Source organism: Streptomyces sp. NPDC048278, from assembly GCF_040652195.1.
In the GTDB taxonomy this organism is placed as follows: domain Bacteria; phylum Actinomycetota; class Actinomycetes; order Streptomycetales; family Streptomycetaceae; genus Streptomyces.
The window spans coordinates 13,657-33,038 of sequence record NZ_JBEZLP010000060.1 but is presented as its reverse complement, the minus strand read 5'-3'; the positions used below and the strand labels follow the sequence as shown (position 1 = coordinate 33,038).

At 71.6% G+C, this 19,382-nt stretch carries 31 protein-coding genes; all 31 read left to right on the top strand.

Annotation, left to right across the window (positions count from 1 at the left end; genetic code table 11):
- Entirely contained in the window at positions 1-126 is a 126-nt protein-coding gene (locus tag AB0D74_RS48455) for a hypothetical protein (protein ID WP_362602375.1), read from the top strand.
- A gap of 2 nt (positions 127-128) precedes the next feature.
- Positions 129-404 carry a hypothetical protein gene (locus AB0D74_RS48450; protein WP_362602372.1) on the top strand — a complete coding sequence of 92 codons (276 nt, stop codon included), beginning with the start codon at positions 129-131 and terminating at the stop codon, positions 402-404.
- On the top strand, positions 401-823 hold the full coding sequence (locus tag AB0D74_RS48445; protein ID WP_362602369.1) for a hypothetical protein: 423 nt from the start codon (positions 401-403) through the stop codon (positions 821-823). The genes AB0D74_RS48450 and AB0D74_RS48445 overlap by 4 nt, the downstream gene beginning before the upstream one ends.
- Positions 820-1,071, top strand: coding sequence for a hypothetical protein (locus AB0D74_RS48440; RefSeq protein WP_362602366.1), 252 nt, complete (start codon positions 820-822; stop codon positions 1,069-1,071). The genes AB0D74_RS48445 and AB0D74_RS48440 overlap by 4 nt, the downstream gene beginning before the upstream one ends.
- 6 nt (positions 1,072-1,077) lie before the next feature.
- The gene (locus tag AB0D74_RS48435) at positions 1,078-2,673 is read left to right on the top strand and encodes a hypothetical protein (protein ID WP_362602363.1); all 1,596 of its coding nucleotides are present in this window, start codon (positions 1,078-1,080) and stop codon (positions 2,671-2,673) included.
- Between the two features lie 34 nt (positions 2,674-2,707).
- Positions 2,708-3,049 carry a hypothetical protein gene (locus tag AB0D74_RS48430; protein WP_362602360.1) on the top strand — a complete coding sequence of 114 codons (342 nt, stop codon included), beginning with the start codon at positions 2,708-2,710 and terminating at the stop codon, positions 3,047-3,049.
- Positions 3,046-3,690: a hypothetical protein gene (locus AB0D74_RS48425; protein ID WP_362602358.1), complete on the top strand. Its 645-nt coding sequence runs from the start codon at positions 3,046-3,048 to the stop codon at positions 3,688-3,690. Before AB0D74_RS48430 ends, AB0D74_RS48425 begins: the two co-directional genes overlap by 4 nt.
- A complete protein-coding gene (locus AB0D74_RS48420; protein WP_362602355.1) occupies positions 3,687-3,917 on the top strand; it encodes a hypothetical protein in 231 nt (76 codons plus the stop codon). Before AB0D74_RS48425 ends, AB0D74_RS48420 begins: the two co-directional genes overlap by 4 nt.
- Entirely contained in the window at positions 3,917-4,207 is a 291-nt protein-coding gene (locus tag AB0D74_RS48415) for a hypothetical protein (protein ID WP_362602352.1), read from the top strand. The genes AB0D74_RS48420 and AB0D74_RS48415 overlap by 1 nt, the downstream gene beginning before the upstream one ends.
- Positions 4,204-4,890, top strand: coding sequence for a hypothetical protein (locus tag AB0D74_RS48410; protein ID WP_362602350.1), 687 nt, complete (start codon positions 4,204-4,206; stop codon positions 4,888-4,890). The genes AB0D74_RS48415 and AB0D74_RS48410 overlap by 4 nt, the downstream gene beginning before the upstream one ends.
- On the top strand, positions 4,887-5,249 hold the full coding sequence (locus tag AB0D74_RS48405) for a hypothetical protein (protein WP_362602347.1): 363 nt from the start codon (positions 4,887-4,889) through the stop codon (positions 5,247-5,249). The genes AB0D74_RS48410 and AB0D74_RS48405 overlap by 4 nt, the downstream gene beginning before the upstream one ends.
- Positions 5,246-5,974 carry a hypothetical protein gene (locus tag AB0D74_RS48400; RefSeq protein WP_362602344.1) on the top strand — a complete coding sequence of 243 codons (729 nt, stop codon included), beginning with the start codon at positions 5,246-5,248 and terminating at the stop codon, positions 5,972-5,974. The genes AB0D74_RS48405 and AB0D74_RS48400 overlap by 4 nt, the downstream gene beginning before the upstream one ends.
- A 150-nt stretch (positions 5,975-6,124) precedes the next feature.
- Complete coding sequence (locus AB0D74_RS48395; protein ID WP_362602341.1) at positions 6,125-6,364, top strand: MerR family transcriptional regulator; 240 nt, start codon at positions 6,125-6,127, stop codon at positions 6,362-6,364.
- A 40-nt stretch (positions 6,365-6,404) separates the two neighbouring features.
- Positions 6,405-6,635, top strand: coding sequence for a hypothetical protein (locus tag AB0D74_RS48390; protein ID WP_362602338.1), 231 nt, complete (start codon positions 6,405-6,407; stop codon positions 6,633-6,635).
- Positions 6,636-6,763: 128 nt separating this feature from the next.
- Positions 6,764-8,038, top strand: a complete 1,275-nt coding sequence (locus tag AB0D74_RS48385; RefSeq protein WP_362602336.1) for a hypothetical protein — start codon at positions 6,764-6,766, stop codon at positions 8,036-8,038.
- Positions 8,039-8,296: 258 nt separating this feature from the next.
- Complete coding sequence (locus AB0D74_RS48380; RefSeq protein ID WP_362602333.1) at positions 8,297-8,680, top strand: holin; 384 nt, start codon at positions 8,297-8,299, stop codon at positions 8,678-8,680.
- Positions 8,677-9,186, top strand: a complete 510-nt coding sequence (locus AB0D74_RS48375; protein ID WP_362602330.1) for a hypothetical protein — start codon at positions 8,677-8,679, stop codon at positions 9,184-9,186. The genes AB0D74_RS48380 and AB0D74_RS48375 overlap by 4 nt, the downstream gene beginning before the upstream one ends.
- A 178-nt stretch (positions 9,187-9,364) precedes the next feature.
- Positions 9,365-9,964, top strand: a complete 600-nt coding sequence (locus tag AB0D74_RS48370; RefSeq protein ID WP_362602327.1) for a hypothetical protein — start codon at positions 9,365-9,367, stop codon at positions 9,962-9,964.
- Between the two features lie 3 nt (positions 9,965-9,967).
- Positions 9,968-11,617, top strand: a complete 1,650-nt coding sequence (locus tag AB0D74_RS48365; protein WP_362602324.1) for a terminase — start codon at positions 9,968-9,970, stop codon at positions 11,615-11,617.
- Between the two features lie 15 nt (positions 11,618-11,632).
- Positions 11,633-13,054 (top strand): phage portal protein, encoded by a 1,422-nt coding sequence (locus tag AB0D74_RS48360; RefSeq protein ID WP_362602320.1) that lies wholly within the window; start codon positions 11,633-11,635, stop codon positions 13,052-13,054.
- 3 nt (positions 13,055-13,057) lie between these two features.
- On the top strand, positions 13,058-14,092 hold the full coding sequence (locus AB0D74_RS48355; protein ID WP_362602317.1) for a hypothetical protein: 1,035 nt from the start codon (positions 13,058-13,060) through the stop codon (positions 14,090-14,092).
- A 47-nt stretch (positions 14,093-14,139) separates the two neighbouring features.
- On the top strand, positions 14,140-14,823 hold the full coding sequence (locus tag AB0D74_RS48350) for a hypothetical protein (RefSeq protein ID WP_362602314.1): 684 nt from the start codon (positions 14,140-14,142) through the stop codon (positions 14,821-14,823).
- 45 nt (positions 14,824-14,868) lie between these two features.
- Complete coding sequence (locus AB0D74_RS48345; protein ID WP_362602312.1) at positions 14,869-16,062, top strand: DUF5309 family protein; 1,194 nt, start codon at positions 14,869-14,871, stop codon at positions 16,060-16,062.
- A 12-nt stretch (positions 16,063-16,074) separates the two neighbouring features.
- Positions 16,075-16,437, top strand: a complete 363-nt coding sequence (locus tag AB0D74_RS48340) for a Gp19/Gp15/Gp42 family protein (protein ID WP_362602309.1) — start codon at positions 16,075-16,077, stop codon at positions 16,435-16,437.
- A complete protein-coding gene (locus AB0D74_RS48335; protein WP_362602306.1) occupies positions 16,434-16,844 on the top strand; it encodes a DUF6093 family protein in 411 nt (136 codons plus the stop codon). Before AB0D74_RS48340 ends, AB0D74_RS48335 begins: the two co-directional genes overlap by 4 nt.
- Positions 16,844-17,242, top strand: coding sequence for a hypothetical protein (locus tag AB0D74_RS48330; protein WP_362602303.1), 399 nt, complete (start codon positions 16,844-16,846; stop codon positions 17,240-17,242). Before AB0D74_RS48335 ends, AB0D74_RS48330 begins: the two co-directional genes overlap by 1 nt.
- Positions 17,243-17,246: 4 nt before the next feature.
- Positions 17,247-17,657, top strand: a complete 411-nt coding sequence (locus AB0D74_RS48325; protein WP_362602300.1) for a hypothetical protein — start codon at positions 17,247-17,249, stop codon at positions 17,655-17,657.
- Between the two features lie 9 nt (positions 17,658-17,666).
- Positions 17,667-17,999, top strand: a complete 333-nt coding sequence (locus tag AB0D74_RS48320) for a hypothetical protein (protein ID WP_362602297.1) — start codon at positions 17,667-17,669, stop codon at positions 17,997-17,999.
- Positions 18,000-18,066: 67 nt separating this feature from the next.
- Positions 18,067-18,546, top strand: coding sequence for a hypothetical protein (locus AB0D74_RS48315; protein ID WP_362602294.1), 480 nt, complete (start codon positions 18,067-18,069; stop codon positions 18,544-18,546).
- Positions 18,546-19,064, top strand: coding sequence for a hypothetical protein (locus AB0D74_RS48310; RefSeq protein WP_362602291.1), 519 nt, complete (start codon positions 18,546-18,548; stop codon positions 19,062-19,064). The genes AB0D74_RS48315 and AB0D74_RS48310 overlap by 1 nt, the downstream gene beginning before the upstream one ends.
- A 47-nt stretch (positions 19,065-19,111) precedes the next feature.
- Positions 19,112-19,375, top strand: a complete 264-nt coding sequence (locus AB0D74_RS48305) for a hypothetical protein (protein WP_362602288.1) — start codon at positions 19,112-19,114, stop codon at positions 19,373-19,375.
- Positions 19,376-19,382 lie beyond the last annotated feature (7 nt).

The following is a 19,382-nucleotide window of genomic DNA, read 5'->3' as shown; positions in this document are numbered from 1 at the left end:
GTGTACCGCGTCTGGTTCCTGTTGTCCGCGCTGCTGCTGCTCGCGGTACTCGGCTGCGTCCCGGCCGCCGGCGCGCGGCCCGCGCCGAGCCCGGCGCCGGCGCCGTCCGTGCCCGCTGGGGGCTGACCGTGGCGGCCGAGGAGTGCACGGCGAGGGCGGCCTGGCCGCCCGCCGTCCGGTTCTTCGGCCTGCACTTCGACTCCGGCGAGTACCGCACCGCCTCCGGCCACTGGCGCTACCTGCCCCGGGCCGTCTGGTCGTGCCGTCACGGCTGCGAGTACGTCGCGGTCGGCGCGGCCGACGTCGCCTACCTCACCGAGCACCTGGACCGGGCCTGCGCCCACGTGCCCGACCAGTTCCGTCCCGCCCCCGTCACCACCCGTCGCAAGGGAGCCCCGAGATGACCGACGCACCCGCCCCGCGTTTCCCGACCCCGGCCGATCTGGCGGCCGGCCGCATACCCGCCCGCCCGGCCCCGGCCGCGCCCCGTTTCGACCGGCACGCGTGGGAGGAAGCGCTCCTGGCCGTCGTGGACCTGCACTACAAGGCACGGCTGCTGGGCTGGTCGCTGGCCCATCTCGCGCCCGCCTCGGGGACCTTCCGTGCCGGTACCGAGGTCGACGCCGGACACCTCGGCAAGGCGACGCGCATGTCCTCCCTGGAGCTGCGGATGGGAGTGAAGGCGCTGGAGAGGGCCGGTCTGCTCCGCCGTGAGCCGGGTCCGGTGTCTGGGCCCGGGCACGTCCTGGCCCGGGCGTTCACGCTCACGCTGCCGCCGGTGACCGTCCGGACCGAGCCAGCCCATACCGGCCCGACCTCATGAGCGGCAGCGTCCCGGAGCAGTTACCGCTGCTGCCGGCGGACCCGCCCCGCTGGGGCGGCCCGGCCGCGATCACCGCGCAGCCGATCGTCACGTCGGGGCGCACCGAGTACACGGTGCGCTGCGACGGAGCAGGCGGCTGCGGCGCCGTCCACCGCCACACCGGCCCCGGTATCCGCCGCGGCCCGTGCGGCGCCCTCTACACCGTTCCCGAATCCGGCGGCCACGACGTCGCCGGCGACACGAGCTAGGACACCGTGACCCGTCTGCCCGAGGCCTCCGCCGAGCCCCGCCGCGCCCGCGGCGGGGCCGGTGGCGTGGCCCCGGCAGAGACCGTGCCGTCCTGGCACCGGCAGAAGGTCAAGGTGCCCAAGCGCGTGTGGGGCTCGGCGAGTTACTCGGCGGGCGCCGTCGCGTACTGGGCCCAGGTCGCCGCCCTCGCGCAGCGCGCGGATGGGTGTCGAGCCCACGTGTCCGTCCTCGCCTCGTACATGGGTGACTCGAAGCGCACCGCCGAGCGGGTGCTGCAGGAGCTGTCCGCGCCCGGGCCGGACGGCGAGCCCGAGCTGACCACGGTGCGCCGTACCGCGTCCGACGGCGACGGCGAGACCGCCGAGCGCCGGGTTCGTCCGGTGGTCCGCGGCGAGCACTTCGCGTACGTCCCGGTCCTCGCCGCCAAGAGGCTGAGGCGCCCCCTGTTCAGGTTGTACTGCGCCCTCGCGTACGCCGTGGCGACCCGGACACCGGTCACTGCGGCCGAGCTCGCCGAGCTCCTGGCCGTCACCGAGCGCAGCGCCCGGCGGATGACCGACGAACTCGAGGACCTCGGCTGGATCACCGTGCACCGCCGCGCCGGCGCGCACGGCCGCCACCTCTACGACGTCCACGACCTCCCGCTGCAGCCGGTCGCCGCCGCTCCCGGGGAACCGGACACACATGGCGGATCGGCAGCGGGCGCGGATGGCGGATCCCTCGCGATCAAGGAAGACGCTGGACTGACAGACACGAGGATCACCACGGCCGGTGGGGGTTTCCGCCGGAGGCGAGACGACGGTAAGTGCCCTGCCTCGCCTGTGGATACCGTGAGTAACGGCGCTGGGGGTAACTATCCGGTAGCCCCGGACGTCCCGGCCGTCCCTCGAAGCGCTGTGCGCCCCTCTGCGCCCCCGGCGTACGCCGGACCCCAGCTGACCCTCAGCCGGGACGCGTGGGACGTCGTGGGCCCCGTCCTGGACCCCGTGGCCGACCTCCTGCCGGACGTCTCGGCGTTCGTGATGCGGCGCATCGTCCGGGAGATCCTCCGGCAGGTCCGGGACACCGGGTTCCTCCCCGAGGACATCCGCGACCAGGTCGCCCGCATGCGCGCCTGGACCCCCGAGGAGGACCTGGTCGACCCCGGCCGCTGGCTCCTCGGCGCCGTCCTGCCCCCACGCTCCAAGTGCGGGCGCCCCGGCTGCCACTGGGGATTCCTCGCCCACACCGGCGAGCCCTGCAAGGCCTGCGCCGACACCCCCGCGAGCCCCCGCCCCGCTCCGCGTACCCGCCGGGCGCCGTCCCGGACGAAGCCCGCCACTGGGACACCGACCGTAGGCACGCAGCCCACCCGCCCCACACCGCCGGTGACGGCGCCCGCCACCCTGCCGGTGATGCCCGCACCCGAACGCATCCGCGCCCTCACCGCACAGGCCCGCACCGCCATGGGCACCGCCGCCCGCACGACCGGCGACCTCGCGGCCCCCTGCCCCACCTGCCGGGCACGGCCCACGCAGCCCTGCACCAGCCCCCGAGGCCGCACCCGCACCACCCCCCACACCGCACGACCCGGACCACCGGCCATCAGCCACACCGCCTGACACGCCGCCCGACCACCCGGAAGGACCCGATGCCATGCCCTACCCGCCCCCGCGCCCGCCCGCCCCCAACGGCCCAGGCCTGTGCCCCACTTGCTTCGCCGAGGTCATCTGGTGCGTCACCGTCAACCAGCGCGCCCAGATGATCAACGCCACCCCGGACGCCAAGGGCAACTGCTGCGTCCGCCGCGACCACACCGGCCGCTACCTCGTACGCCAGCTCACCCGCGAACGCCCCACCACCGAAGGCGCCGAGGCCCTGCACATGCCCCACGCCGCGACCTGCACCGTCCCGCCCCCACGCCGTACCGCGACCCCGAACCGCATGTCCGCCGCCCGCGTCCGCCAGGGCGTACGACCCGTCAGGTGGCAACGATGAGGATCCGCGCCGACGTCGCCGAGCTGCTGCGCGCCGGCGCCACCCACCGCCAGATCTGCGCCCAGCTCCACGTCTCCAACGCCACCATCCTTCTCACCCGCCGGACCCGCGGCATCCCGCTGCCCGAGGGCCGCCGCGGGGGTAACCGCACACCCGGCAGCGGAGGCCGCCGACCCCGCGAGGACATCGTCGCCATCGAGGCCCGCACCGTCGACCTCCTGTACGCCGGCGTCCCCGCCCGGCAGATCGCACCCCAGGTCGGTATCGCCCGCCCCACCGTCCTCCGTATCCGCCGCACGTACCACGTCCCTTGCAGACCCACCCCCAGAGCCTCCCGCGCCCTCGAACCGGTGTTCGCACTTCACGCCCGCACCGAGGGCACGCACCTGCTGTGGACCGGCCCGTGGCGAGGCCGCACCCCCACCCTCTACGCCGAAGGTGCCCGGCCCAACGCCCGCGCCATCGCGTTCGAGCGCCACCACGGCCGCCCGCCCCAGGGCCGCATGACGCGCATCTCGGAGGCCTGCGACGAACGCCGATGCATCGCCGGCGCCCACCACGCCGACGACCTGATCCGCGCCGACCTCGACCTCGACGCCCTCTACGACGCCATCTTCACCACCCCCGGAGACACCCCATGACCTTCACCCAGATGCTCCTCGTCGGCGCCATCGGTGGCGTCGCCGGCGTCCTCAGCCTCGGCCTGGTCGTCGTCCTCGCCATCCTCGCCATGGATGCCGCCGACTGGATCCGCGACCGCATCCACGACCTCCGCGTACGCCGCGAGCAACTCCGCGCCCGCGTCGCCGACTTCGAGGCCTGCCGCGCCATCGACGCCCTGCCCCCGATACACCGTGGGGAGCGCTGATGAGCAGCTGCGCCCCCGGCGCGTTCTGCCCGGCCCACCCTGACGCCCCCGGCCTGTTCGTCCTCGCCGCCGTCGCCGTCCTGGCCGTCCTCCTGCTCGTCACCGCGGCGGCGCTCCTCGTCTGCACCGTCGCCGTGGCCGGCCGGCTCCTCGCCCGCGCCGCATCACGCGCGTACGCGCGCGCCTGCGTTCCGCGCGCGCAGTCGCAGGCACGCGCCCGCGCGCGAACCACCACCCCTACCCGCCAGTACGAATGCCCCCAGCCCACCACCCAGAAAGAACGATCATGACCACGGTGCAGCCCAACCCGTACAGCCCCTACGCCACCGCCGACCCCCAGGTACGCCACCTGTTCCCCACCCTCTTCGGACCACCCACCGCCGGTGCCCTCCTGCCGACCGGCTGCCTGGAGCTGGCCGTCGTCCCCGACGAGCCCCTGGAGACCGACCCCGCCGCCGAGCTCCCCGCCGGCGTGTGCCCCGGGTGCGCGGCGGCCCTGCGCGGCATCGGCGTCCTCGACCTCCGGCCCCACACCGCCTGCCGCACCTGCCCCGGCCAGACCCGCTACAACGAGCTGTGTGCCGTCTGCCGCGCCAAGGCACACGAGCTCTGGGCCGACACCCGCGTACACGCCGCGCCGCCGCCCGCCACCCCGGCCCCGGGCCCGTTCCTTGCCCTCGGCGGCCCGGTCAGCGTCGCCTCGTCCGTCTTCTGCGACCACGGCGACCTCGCCATCGCCGCCCGCCTGCGCGGCCACCACCTGAGCGGCGACCAGGCCGACACCACCCTCGACGTGATCATGCCCCGCTGCTACATCGCCAAGGTCATCGGCGCCGTCCTCGCCGTCGTCGACCACGACCCCAGCACCGAGGCCCAGGACCGGTTCGCCGAGACCGTCACCGAGACGCAGCAGCGCGTCAGCCAGACGCTGCAGGAACGTGCCGCCCGCGACGAGAACGGACGCGCCCTGTGAACCAGCCCAGCATCGAGGACCTGACCCGTATCCGGGACGAGCTCCGCGAGGAGATCCGCGAGGCCCACGGCGCGCTGAAGGATCTGCGCCGCGAGGTCAAAGACGCCCGCGAACTGGTCCCGCTCCTCGTCGACGAGCTCTTCATGGCCGAGGTCAAGAAGCAGGTCGACCAGCTCGGCACGGCCACGAAGGAAGCCATGGACGCTGCGACCAAGCGAGTGTTCGACAAGTTCGACGAGCTCGGCCAGTACGTCATGGGCGAGGACCGGGCCAGCCGCCGCAAGGGCAAGGTCCCGCTCCCCGACCTGTTCAAGGCCAGGGCCGTCCTCGACGCCGCACACCGCGAGCGCGAACGATGACCGCCTGCACCCTGTGCCCGCGCGCGGCCCCCGGCCACGACCATCTCTGCCCGGTCCACGCGGGGGAGCTCCGCGGCTGGCTCGCCGAGCTCCCCGGACAGGCCCTGCTCCTGCAGGAGTTCGTCGCGCCCGCCGCCGGCCCCGCCCAGGGCCGCCCGGGCTCCGGCCGCGCCCACAGCCCCGCGCCCGTCGACCTCCGCGTCCTCACCCTGCTCGGCCCCGGCCGGTACGACCCCCAAGGCCCCGACGACGACGGCACCGCACCCATCGCCGCCGTCCTCGGCGCCTGGGCTGGCCACATCGCCTACCAGTACCCGGCCGCCGCCCGCGACCCGTACGGCGTCGCCCGCACCCAGCCCTGCGAACAGGCATGGCCCAGCCGGGGGGAGACCATCACCGGCTGGTGCACGTGGCTCACCGCCTACCTGCCGTACGCCCTCACGCTCCCGCTCGCCGCCGACCTCCACCGCGCCCTCGACGACCTCGTCCGGCGCCTGCGCGGCCTCACCCACGCGCAGCCGCGGCACCACCCCCGAGCCGCGCCCTGCCCCGCCTGCGACCTGTGCACCCTCGTTACCACCGACGGCCAGTGGGACATCCGGTGCCTCGCCTGCGGACACACGATGACCCCCGAGGAGTACGACCAGTACGCCGCCCGGTACCTGGCCGCCAGACAGGCCGCCGCGCACTCTGCGGGAACGCCGCTGGACAAGATCGACGCCTAGCGTGAACATGGTGACAGCGCCACACCTGTGCCTGCGCTCACTTGCTACCCATTTGATGATCAGCGCCACAACCGCCGGACGTCGCGCACCGGCCCGCAGCCCCCGGACCACCAGGCCCGGGGGCTGCGGCATATCCGGGAGGCGATCGACGTGCAGCTGTACACCGGCGCCCAGGCCGCCGAGCTCGCCACACGGTGGCGCCGGACCCTCAGCGCCGACTCGGCCACCGTCACCCGCTCCGCCATCTGCAACTGGCGCACCCGCGGCCACCTCAAGCCAGCCGGCCTCGACGAGCGCGGCCACCCGCTCTACGCCCTCGCCGACCTCGCCCAGGCCGAGAAAGCCACGAGGCCCCGCGCTCTACGACTCGTTGGCATCGGCGCCACTTGACCACTGCCCCGCTCGTGCCCCAGACACCAGGGAGACCAGCATGCCCACGCCCAGCCTCGGCCGAGTCGTCCTCGTCCCCGCGGACCCCGCGGTGAACAACGGATCCAACATCGCGCCGGCCGTCATCACGCGCGTCTGGAACGACGACGTCATCAACGTCCGCGTCCTCCTGGACAGCGACGCCGTCCAGTGGCGCACCTCCGTCAAGTACGCCGACAGCCTCGACGACATCCAGCACACCCACGCCTGGACCTGGCCCCCGCGCGTCTGACCCATCGTCGGGGAACTGCTCGCCACCCCATAAGACCGACGGCGGCACGGAGACCGGGTGACAACCGGAGGCGCGGGAGAGAGCAACCCGCCCATGTCGCCGTCGACCAGACCCCCGAGGAGGTGCTCATGCCACTGCCCGACGACATGGCCACCGTCACCCTGGTAGGCGACTACCCCCACCCCGACGGCATCGCCATGGTCGGCCACGTCCGCCTCGAACCCACCGCCGGCCGCCTCGTCCACGCCGACAGCGGTGTGACCATCCAAGGGCCTGCCCGCGCTGATTTCGACGCCAACGGCCACGTGTCCATCACCGTGGCCGCCAACGACGCCGACGGCATCAACCCCTACAACGGCACCTACCAGCTCACCCTCTCGTTCTACGACGCCGACACCGTCAGCTTCCCGGTCCGCCTCTCCAAGGAGACCCCCGAGCTGAAGATCGCCGAAGTCACGCCGGTCGTCGCCGACGACGGCGACTACCTCATCGTCGTCGGCCCCCAGGGACCGCAAGGCGAGCAGGGACCGAAGGGCGAAACCGGCGCCACAGGTTTGCAAGGCCCTGCAGGCGCGACCGGAGCCGCCGGAGGGACGGGTGCCCAGGGTCCAACAGGCGCGACCGGCGCCACTGGCCCCGCGGGAGCTACCGGCGATACAGGACCTCAAGGCCCCAAGGGAGATACCGGCGCGACCGGCCCGCAGCCGTCGCTCGGCGCCGCTGGCGCAGGTCCGACCATCGCCCTCAAGTCCGACGACCCGACCACCACGAACGCCCGCACGCCGACCGCCCACGCCTCCAGCCACGCCGCAGGGGGCTCGGACGCCATCAGCCCCACGGCGATCGGCGCACTCAGCCTCGCCTCGTACGGGAATCTGTGGGTACCGTCCGACCACGGGCTGAAGGCCTGGTCGTTCGACCCCGCCTGCTCATCACCCAACGGGACGGCGCTGTCGACCGGATTTATCTACCTGGTGGAACTGATCCTCAGGCAGGCCGACACCCTGTCCAACGTCCACGCAGTCATCGGCACCGCCGGATCAGGTCTGACCTCGGGCCAGTGCCTCGCCGGCTACTACACCACCGCGGGGTCCCGCGCCGGCATCACAGCCGACCAGTCCACCGTGTGGAACAGCGTCGGCAGCAAGGCCATGCCACTGCTGACCCCCTACGTGGCACCCGCAGGGAAGCTCTTCGCCGCATTCCTCTTCGTGGGGACCACCAGCCCCGTCTTCGCGTGCGGATCGACCCTGGGGAACACGTTCACGCCCGGCAACGCCAACCTGTCGGTCGGCGCCTACCGGTTCTGCCGCAGCGCCTCGGGGCAGACGGCGCTCCCCGCCTCCATCACGCTGTCCGGCTACACCCCGGACGCCAATAACCTCTGGGCCGGGGGCAGCTGAATCAGGCCCGCGGCCCACGCCACGGTCGGCCGTCCCCACCCGGCCGCAACGTCACCTCCGGGTCAGGCCCCGTCCGACGCTGCCGTGCCGTCGCCGCCACCGCACCCACGAACAGGCACACGGCCGGCAGGAACAGCCACCAGACGTGCGTGTACAACCCGACGAACGCCAGCACGATGCCGACAGCGACCACACCCACAGCAGGATCCGTCTTCATCAGGATCACCCCCCAAGACCGGACACGGTAGCGGAGGTGCCATGGTCAAGTCCCTCCGATGGCGTGTCTGCTCCGAACCCCGCTGCCCCGAGTACACCCAGCACGGCAAGTGCGACCAGCACCGTCGCGAGGCAGAGCAGCGGCGCGGCACCGCACGCCAGCGCGGCTACGGCACCGAGCACGAAGAGCTGTTCCGTAACCCAGTGCTCCAGCGCGACCCGACGTGTGTTTGCACTGAGCAGGCACACGGCCACGGCAGCCCGTGCGGCCAGCTCTCCCGGCACGCCGACCACCACCCCCAGGACCGCCGGGCCCTGGTCCAGGCAGGCCTCAACCCCAACGACCCGCGGTACGGCCGAGGCCTGTGCGGACCGTGCCACAGCAGCCACACCGCAGCCGAGCAGCCCGGAGGATGGCACCGATGATCAGCAACGCGGCGCGCACCGTCGTGCTCAAGCCGGGCGACACCCTGCTCATCAGCAACTGTGGACAGACCAGCGAGGAAGCACTCGACGCACTGCGCGAAGGGGCGAGCCGCCTCCGTCACGCCCTCGGTCTCGGTGAGGTCGTCCTCTTCGAGCACGACATAGAGGTCGCCGCACTCGCCCCTGTCACTGCGGCACCTGACGCTGTGGTGCTCAGGGTCTTCGACAGCGAGGCAGTGGAGCAGCACCGTGCCACGCTGGGCACGTGGCTGGAGGCGAACGGAATCGACCCATCGACGGTGGTCGCCGACTGGCTGAGCATCGAGCAGGCCGGCGACCAGCGGCTGATCCGCTACTCCGTCTACCGCATCGACCAGGACGGCCGGCGCCTCGTCGATCCGCGCGACCAGAACCAGAGCTGGGCGGTCGAGCGGGTGTCACCGCTGGTGGTCGACCTGCACCTTTCCGCAGGTCAGATGCTCACCAAGCGTGACGAATCTCCATGATCACCCGGGGGGCGACCCCAAAGCAAGATCATCCAAAGGACCGCCGGGGAGGGAGCTGCCTGTCTGTACGGGTCTGGAAGGCCCACGGACGGGGCCCCAGCATCACGCACTGTAACTAGCCCGGCTGCAACGGTCGGGCCCCTTCGATGTGCCGCAACGGCACGTGGAGGTGATCGGCATGGCCGGAATGGGCCCTGCTCCGAAGCCGAACGCCCGGCGGCGCAACGCCTCCGTGGCCATGGTCAACTTGCCCGCCGCCGGCCGCGAAGGTACACCTCCGCGCTGGCCTCTCCTGCCCGACATCGCCCTGCAGACCCGCAGGGATACTGCACAGCGCACGTCTGATGACCTCGAACTCAAGCTCGCCGAACCGACCCTGACCGGCCGCCGCCGGACGGCCGCGCAGCGCAAGGCCGACACTGCGAGGGAAGCTGCAGCGATCCTCACGGCGCAACTCGCCGCCCAGGAGCGCGTCGAGGCCGAACTGTGGGAGCAGCTATGGGTGCTTCCACAGGCTGTTGAGTGGGAGCGGGCAGGCTGGGTGCGTGAGGTCGCCCAGTACGTCCGCTGGAAGGCCAGGGCGGAGCAGGGCGACCTGGACGCTGCGAAGGAGGCCCGGCAGCTGGGTGACCGGCTGGGGCTTACGCCGCTGGCGCTGCTGCGGCTGCGCTGGCGGGTGGCGACCGACGAGGACGAGCGAGCAGTGCGGCCCCGCCGGCGGCCGGCGAGCGGGCGTCGACCGGACGACCCGCGAGCCGCTCTGCACGTGGTGGAGTAGGCCGTGGGCGTCCTGATGGTCCCCGCGCCGGATTCCGAGCCGTGGCCGACGCTGGGACCCCAGGTCTGCGACCTCATCGAGGAGCGCGCAGTTCACGGCCCGGGCGCGCTGCGCGGCCAGCCCTACGTGCTGGACCCGGAGAAACGGGCGCTGATCTATCGCTGGTACGAGGTCTATCCGCAGGGCCACTCGCGCGCTGGAAAGCGGCGCTTCAAGCGGGTGGGCCTGTCGGTGCGCAAGGGCACGGCGAAGACGGAGCTGGCTGCCGCCGTGGCGTTCGCCGAGCTGCACCCGGACGGCCCGGTGCGCTGCGACGGCTTCGACGCGGACGGCGAGCCCGTCGGCGTGCCGGTCTCGGATCCGTACATCCCGATGGTCGCCTACACCGAGGAGCAGACCGAAGAGCTGGCCTACGGGGCGCTGTACGTGATGGTCACCGAGGGCCCGGACATTGACCTGTTCGACCCCGGCCTGGACCGCATCATGCGGTACGACGGCCGGGGCCGGGCGGTCGCCCTGGCTTCCTCGCCGGACAGCCGTGACGGCGCCCGGACGACCTTCCAGCACTTCGACGAGACGCACCGTTTCACCTTGCCGCGGCACCGCGACGCGCACGGAACGATGCTGGCGAACATCCCGAAGATCATGCTGTTCGACCCCTGGTCCCTGGAGACCACGACGACGTACACCCCGGGCGAGGACAGCGTCGCGCAGGGGACGCACGAGTTCGCCGAGCTGGTCGCCTCGGGGAAGTCGACGGACCGCACCCTGTTCTTCTTCCACCGCGAGGCCACCCCGCGGCCGGACGAGGACCTTGACGACGAGGAGACGATCCGGGCGGCCGTGCGGGAGGCGAGCGGTCCGAGCATCGCCGCGTGGCCCGACTTCGAGGGCCAGGTCGACGCGATCGTGGCCCTGTACAACGCGCCGGACACCGACCGGGCGTACTGGGAGCGTGTGTGGCTGAACCGGCGTGTCCAGGCCGGCCGTCAGGCGTTCTCGGTCGAGCGGTGGGCGGAACTGGCCCGGCCCGATCAGCCACTGCCACCCAAGGGCGACAAGATCGTGATCGGGTTCGACGGCGCGCAGTTCCGCGACGCCACCGCCCTGGTCGCCACCCATCTCGCGACCGGATTCCAGTGGCCGCTGGGCATCTGGGAGTGCCCGCCCGGGGCCAACGACCCCGGTGGACCGGGCTGGAAGTGCCCCGAGGACGAGGTCGACGCCGTCCTGGTGCACGCCTTCACCACGTGGGATGTCGTCCGCTTCTACGGAGACCCCCCCTACTGGGAGGGCATGTTCAGCCTGTGGAAGGGCCGGTGGGGCGAGAAGCGCGTCACCGAGTGGTGGACGAACCGGCTCAAGGCGATGGCGTACAGCCTGAAGGCGTACCTGGGTGCCATGCAGTCGGGCCGCCTCACCCACTCCGGGGACCCGGTGCTGGCCCGCCACATCGGCAACGCCCGCAAGAAGGTGTTGAAGATGCTCGACGAGCAGGGCCAACCCTTGTGGGTGATCGAGAAAGAGAGGCACCAGTCGCCGCTGTCGATGGACGGCTCGATGGCCGGGTGCCTGTCGTGGGAGGCGTACCTAGACGCCATCGCCGCTGGTCAGAACAAGCCGAAGAAGAAGGCCGCCATGGTCGTGATGTGAGAGGGGAGGCGGCCTGTGGACCTGAATCTGTCCGAAGAGGACTGGGCGAGTTTCCTCTCGCGCTGCCACGACAACGAGCTCCAGGAACTCAAGCAGTACAACAACTACTACGAGGGCGAGCAGCCCTTGTCGTACATGCACCCGGAGCTGCTGAAGGAGATCGGCGACCAGATCCGGCAGGTGGTCATCAACTGGCCGCAGCTGGTCGTCGACGCCATCGAGGAGCGCCTGGACGTCGAAGGGTTCCGATACCCGAAGACGGACTCGGCGGACGACGAGCTGTGGCGGATCTGGCAGGCCAACGGGATGGACGTCAAGAGCCAGCAGGCCCACACGGACGCCCTGGCCATGAAGCGGTCCTTCCTCGTCGTCGGGGCCAACGCCAAGGACGCGACCACCCCACTGGTGACCGCCGAGTCAGCGCTGCAGATGTACGCCGACTTCGACCCCGCGACCCGCGAGATCCGCGCGGCCCTGAAGCGGTACAACGAGATCGACCCGCTCACGGCGGCCGTCCGGGACCGGTACGCCACCCTGTACCGGCCCAACGCCACCGTGCACTTCAAGTCTGCCGGCCCCGGCACATGGACGGTCATCGACCGCGACGACCACAAGGTTGGCGAGCCCATGTGCGCCGTCCTGCCCAACCGCGGGCGCCTGCTGATCCCGGGCGGCGTGTCCGAGCTGAAGGCCGTCCTGCCCGTCTCGGACGCGGCCTGCAAGATGGCTACCGACCTGATGGTGGGCGCCGAATTCCAGGCACTGCCGCGTCGGGCCGCGTTCGGCTTCGACGAGGAGGACTTCGTCGACGTCAACGGCAAGCAGCTGTCCGTGTGGTCACGGCTGGCGGGCCGGATCTGGTCAACGTCGAAGACCCGCAAGGAAGACGGCGCCGACGTCATCCAGTTCCCGGCCGCGGACCTGAAGAACTTCACCGACACGATCGAATCGCTCGCCCGGATCGTGGCCGCGCTCGCCGCGTTGCCCCCGAACTACATGGGCCTGGCGGCCGACGACGCGGCCTCTGCCGATGCGATCCGCTCGCGCGAGACCCGGCTGATCAAGAGGTGCGAGCGCAAGCAGAAGCCGTTCAGCGAAGGGTACGAGCGGACGAACCGGCTCATCATGCGGATCGTCTCCGGCGACTGGGACCCGCGGCTTCAGCAGCTGGAGACGATGTGGCGCGACCCATCCACGCCGACGTTCGCGCAGAAGGCGGATGCCACGGTGAAGCTGGTGCAGGCCAACGTCATCCCGGTTGAGCAAGGTCGCGAGGACCTCGGCTACACCACTGGGCAGCTGGCTCGGATGCGGGAGATGGACGAACGGGCTCTGGACCGGGCCATGGCCGGCGACTACGCGGCCGGGTACGGGCCCAAGCCGGGCCCCGACCCGGCCGCCGCGCCGACCCCGGCCGACCCGGTGCCGGTGGGGTGACCGGTGGTCGGCACGCTTCAGCGGGAGGTCGCTCTCGCGCAGTACCGGCGGCAGCAGCTCATCGTGCGGCGGGCCGTCACCCGCGTGCAGGCGCTGTGGCGGAGGATCGACCGCGCCGACATCTCCGGGTCGTGGGAGCAGCTGTCCCCGCTGCTGATGTCGGCCGTTGCCGAGGCGCAGACCCAGTCGGCGCGGCTCGCCGACCCGTACCTGGACGACGTCCAGTCCGCCGAGGACGCCGACCCGGCGGCGGCCGGGCGGGTGGTGCCTTCGGCTTTCGCCGGGATTGCCTCGGACGGACGCCCGCTGCTGTCCCTGCTGTACCAGCCGGTCATCGACTGGAAGGTGCGGATGCTGGCCGGGCAGTCCATGGAGGACGCGTTCCGCGGCTCTCTGGCGAGCGCCCTGCGGATCACCTCGACCCAGGTCGCGGACGCCGGCCGCGGGGCGACCGGGGTGGCGATGGCCGGGCGCCGCACGATCCAGGGCTACGTCCGTGTCGTCCAGCCGCCGGCGTGCGCGAGGTGCGTCATCCTCGCCGGGCGCGAGTACGGCTGGAACAAGGGCTTCCAGCGGCATCCGCGGTGCGACTGCATCCACCTGCCGACCACGCTGATCGCCCGCAACCAGCACGGGCGGCACGGGTTCATCGACCCCGACGACTACTTCCGCGGCCTGTCCCGCGCCGAGCAGGATCGGGTGTTCGGCCTGGCCGGTGCCCGCGCGATCCGTGAAGGCGCGGACATGGCGCAGGTCGTCAACGCCCGCCGCGGCATGGCGACGATGACGGCCTACGGCCGGGACGTCCTGGCGACCACGGAGGGCGCGACCCGCCGCGGCGCGTTCTACCGGCTGGAGCGGGCCCGCACCGAGGAGCGGACAGGGACGCGGTTCGCGCGGTCTCGGGACGACGTCCGGCGCGGCCTGCCGCAGTTCCAGCTGAGGACGCCCCGCTTGATGCCCGAGGAGATCTTCCGGCTCGCCGAGAGCCGTGAAGAAGCGCTGGCCATGCTCCGGCGCTTCGGCTACCTGACCTGACCCCGGCGCAACGCCGACGGTCCCAACCTCCTGCAACGGGAGCAGCAATGAGCACACCTCCGGACCCGACGACCCCTCCGGTACCGCCTGCGGGCAACCCGCAGCCGCCTGCCGGACCAGCCGTTCCTCCCTCGCCTCCGGCTCCTCAGCCGCCGGCGCCCGCCCCTGCCCCGATACCGCCCGCGGGCGGTAACCCGGAGAACGATCCGCCGCTCGGCCCCGAGGGGGAGAAAGCCCTCGCAGAGTGGAAGAAGCGCGCGAAGGACGCCGAGGCCCTGTCCAAGACGCAGGCCACCCGGATTCAGGAGTTCGAGGACCGCGACAAGACCGAGGCGGAGAAGCAGGCTGACGCCCTCAAGGCGGCCCAGGCCCGCGCGGAGAGCGCGACCCGGCTGGCCGTGTCCTCCAGCGTCCAGGCGCTCGCCGCCGGCCGGTTCCAGGACCCCCTGGACGCGGTCGAGGCGCTCCAGGGCGGCTCGTACCTCACGGACAACGGGACAGTCGACCAGGCCGCCATCACGGCCGCCCTGGACGACTTGCTGACCCGTAAGCCGCACTGGGCGGCTGGCGACCCCGGCCCGCGCACGCCACGCCCCGACCCCTCGCAGGGCCCCCGGCCCGGCGGCACTCCGGGCGGCGTGGACCAGCAGATCGCCGACGCGAAGGCGAAGGGCGACTGGCGGACGGTCCTGTCCCTGGAGAACAGCAAGCTCGCCAACGTCAAGAACTGATCACCTGGGCAGGCGCACGCCGTGCCCCGCACCTAAGGAGCCCCCATGGCTGGCAGCATCACCGCCCTGGGCACGACGTACAACCTGCCCAACTACACCGGCATCCTCCACCAGCTGACGCCGGACGACACCCCGTTCTTCTCCGCGATCGGCGGCCTGACCGGAGGCGGCCAGACCACGGCCAAGGAGTTCGAGTGGCAGACCTTCGACCTGCGCTCGGCCGGCCAGAACACCGCGCTCGAAGGCCAGGACGCGCCGACCGCGCAGGAGCGGGTCCGCGGGTCGGTCGACAACATCACGCAGATCCACCACGAGACCGTCGCCGTCTCGTACACCAAGCTGGCCGCGGTCGGCGCGCACTCCGGCCTGAACATCGAGGCCACCAACCCGGTCCGCAACGAGCTGGACTGGCAGGTCGAGCAGATGCTCAAGCAGATGGGCCGCGACGTCGAGTGGTCCTTCCTCAACGGCCTCTACCAGAAGCCGACCGACAACACCACGGTCCGCAAGACCCGCGGCATGATCCAGGCCATCTCCACCAATGTGACGAGCGCCGGCACCGCGCTCGGCTCGGCGGCGGGCGCGATCAGCACGGACGCCTTCACCCTCAACGCGCACGGCCTGGTCCTCAACGACCAGGTCACCCTGGACACGATCGTCAGCCTGACCGGCATCAGCGCGGACACCCCGTACTACGTCGTCAGCCCGACCACGAACACGTTCAAACTGGCGGCCACCAAGGGCGGCGCCGCGATCGACCTGGCCGGCGCCGACGGCACCGCCAACGTCACCAAGCTGGCCGCCGTCAGCAAGGCCGCCATCGACGGCCTGCTCCAGAGCGTCTTCGACAACGGCGGAATCATGGAGTCCGAGACCGCGACCCTGGTCGTCGGCTCCACCTCCAAGCGGGGCGTCACCGACGCCTACGCCAACGCCTACGGGAAGTACATGGAGACCTCCCGGTCGGTCGGCGGCGTCAACCTCCAGACGATCCAGACCGACTTCGGCGTGCTGAACATCATGCTCGACCGGCACATGCCGAAGCACAAGATCATGGTCACCTCCCTGGAGGAGTGCATGCCGGTCTACCTGGAGACCCCCGGCAAGGGCCACTTCTTCGCCGAGCCGCTCGCCAAGACCGGCGCCACCGAGCGCACCCAGCTCTACGGCGAGGTCGGCCTGAAGTACGGCAACGAGCGCAAGCACGGCCTGCTGACCGGAGTCCTCGCCAGCCTGTAGAGGGGAGGGGCGGTGGCCCTGGCAACCCTGCAAGACGTGGCCGACCGGCTCGGCCGCGACATGACCGCCGAGGAGCAGCGCCGGGCCACCGCGAACCTGGAGGACGCGATCGCGCTGATCCTCGACCGCTTCCCGCAGTACGGGACCGCGCCGACCGCCGTGTCGAAAAAGGTCTGCTGCGCGATGGTGCTGCGCGTACTGCGCAACCCGGACGGCAAGCGGCAGGAGTCCGTCGACGACTACTCGTACACCATCGACTCGTCGCGCTCGCGCGGCGAGGTGTACCTGTCCGAGGATGAGATGGACGAGCTGCGGCCCCCGAAGAAGAGGGCGTTCAGCATCGTCCCTGGCGCCCCGTGCGAGCCAGCGTCATGAGCGTCGACGGCTCCCTCGCCGCCGGCCGGGCAGCGGCCGAGGCCCGCATGCTCGATATCGTCCGCCTGTACGAGCAGGTCCCGGACGGCTTCGACAGGTCGACCGGCACCACGACGCCGGGCGCCCAGACCACTCTGTACACCGGCAAAGGCCGGGTGAAGCCGGTCGCGCAGGCCTCCGGGGAGGACGTCCAGGCGTCCGACCGCGAGGTGCGGCTGCTGGAGTACCAGGTCGCGTTGCCCTGGGATACGCCGCTGCCGGACGGGAAGCGGATCGTGCCCGGGATGCGGATCGAGGTCACGGCCTCCCCGGACGCGCGCATGGCCGGTCTCATCTTGTGGGTGACCGGCGCCCAGTTCAGCGGCCAGACCACGGCCTGGCGGATCACGACGGAGGACCGATCCTGATGGAAGACCCCTTCGACATGCGCGACGTGCGCCGTCTTGAGGAGCACCTGGCCCGGAGCATCCCGCTCGTCCGGCGCGAGGCCCGCAGGGTCGTCAGCAAGGGCGCGCTGAACGTGAAGCGGGACTGGGCGAAGAACGCGCGGGCGTCGTCCGGGCGGCATGCGCCGGCGTACCCGGCCTCGGTCGGCTACGACCTGCTGTCGGTGGGCCCGGACATCACCGACGCCCGGATCGGCCCGGACAAGGACGCTCCGCAGGGTGCGCTCGGCAACCTGCTGGAGTACGGGTCGGTGAAGAACCCGCCGCACAACGACGGCGGCCGTGCACTGGCCGCAGAGACGCCACGGTTCGAGGCCGCGATGGAAGTCGTCGTCTCGCGTGGGCTGGCCTGGTGGTGAACCGGTGACCGTCCCTGATGTCCTGCCGCACGCCGACGCCGTCCAGGCCGCGCTGGAGGCCGCCGAGCTGACGGTGTACCTGGGCGGCGCACCCACGGAGGCCGGATGGACGCCGCCCGACCACTTCGCCGTCCTGTACCCGGACCCGGGCATGGCCGTGCGGGAGTCCCTCGCCGACGCGCGCACCGACTTCGACGCGACCATGCAGATCACCTGCGTCGGCGGAAGCGCCGAGCGCGCGCTGTGGGTGGCCGGCCGCGTCCGCCAGGCGCTCGCCGGGCCGCTGATTGTGGAGGGCCGCTCGTGCTGGCCGCCCGAGGACCTCGGCGGGCCGCCGGTCGCGCGGGACGACGACGTCACCCCGCCCGTGTGGTTCGTGCCCGTCCAGTACCGAATCTGCTCAACTCCCGGATAGGAGACCCTCATGGCGCTTCTCGCGCAGCAGGTCGTCGCACTGAGCGGCCTGACCCCGACCTACTCGGCCGCCGCGGCGTCCACCACGGTGACGTGCGGCGACCGTTCGTTCCTGCACGTCAAGAACACCAACGGCTCCAGCATGACCGTCACGATCTCCGCGACGGCGAAAGTCCGCGGGCAGGCCGCCGCTGACCTGGTGGTGACCGTCCCGGCGACGACTGGCGACAAGATGATCGGCCCGATCACCGCGGACCTGTTCGCGTCGCCCTCCGACGGCGTGAGCGCGTCGATCACCTACTCGGCGACGACCAGCGTCACCGTCGCCAGCCTCGTCATCTGACGCCCCACACCGCCCTGTCCCGTTCGCCCCGTCGTTCGGGGCTTTTTTCGTGCCCTGAGGAGGGCCCATGTCCGACCTGATCAATGACGGCATGACCCGGGTGTTCTGGGTGTCGTCCATCGCGAACATCAACGCCCCGACGGCTTCCGAGCTGACCGCGGGCAACGACTTCACGGCCCGCATCACGCCGGACGGCCTCAAGGTCGACCCGTCGACGGCGGACGTCGACACGTCGTCGCTGGCATCTACCTTCGACACGAAGACCGTGGGCCGCGTCGGCTACGACGCCGAGCTCACCTTCAAGCGGGGCACCACGGGCGCCGAGGACCTGCCGTACACGACCCTCAAGTACGGGGTGTCTGGCTACCTGGCCATCCGCCGCGGCGTCGCCTACGCCACTGCCTGGGCGGCCGGCCAGAAGGCCGAGATCTACCCGGCCACGTGCGGCGAGCCGCAGAACACCGCCCCGGCCGCGAACGAGGTCATGAAGTTCGTGTCACCGCTCAAGATCACCAGCCCGCCCGCGACCGCCGCGACGGTCGCCTGATGCCGAACATCCAGGACATCCTCAAGCAGGCCAAGCCCCGGGAGCGCACGGTCATGGTGTGCATCCGGGGCGACCTGGCCGGCGAGGCCGAGCGTCTTGCCGAGGAGCTCACCAAGGTCAACGAGGACTGGGAGCCCTCCGACCTCACCTCGGAGCACCCTGCCCGCGCGATCGCCGCCCAGCTCAAGGAGGCGCGGGACGCGGCCCGGGCGGCCGAGGTGCCGTTCAAGCTGCGGTACATCGGCGACAAGGCCTACTCGGACCTGCTGGCCGCGCACCCATCCGAGAAGAGCGAGGAGTTGTTCGACTCGGTGTCGTTCCCGCGCGCCCTGATCGCTGCCTCGTGTGTCGACCCCGAGATGACTGAGGAGCAGGTCATCGAGCTGTTCGAGGTCATCAACGAGGGCGAGATCAAGAAGCTGTTCGACGCCGCGTGGGACGTCCACAACAGCTCGGACATGGTCCCTTTCTCACTGGCCGCCTCCGCACTCCTGGCGGGCCTTGGCGGCGCGAGCTAGAGACCGCCCGGTCCTGGGGCGTCCCCCGCAGCGTGTTCCTCGGGCGGGTGGTCGCCGAGGGCGAGCCGCTGTGGCTGCCCGAGGACCGGGCATGGGCGGAAGCCCTCCATGCGGTAGAGGCCGACACCTGCCCGGACTGTAGGCAGCCGTGGGGCGAAGCCACCGCCCGGGAGAACGAGTTCGAGTACGTCGCCGAGCCGATCCTCTGCCACGCCTGCACCACCTCGGCGAAGGCCGTGAAGGCCTACCAGGACGGCAACAAGGGCTCCTCGGACGGCTTGCACATTCACATCACCCGTAGAACGGCCTGACGGCCCT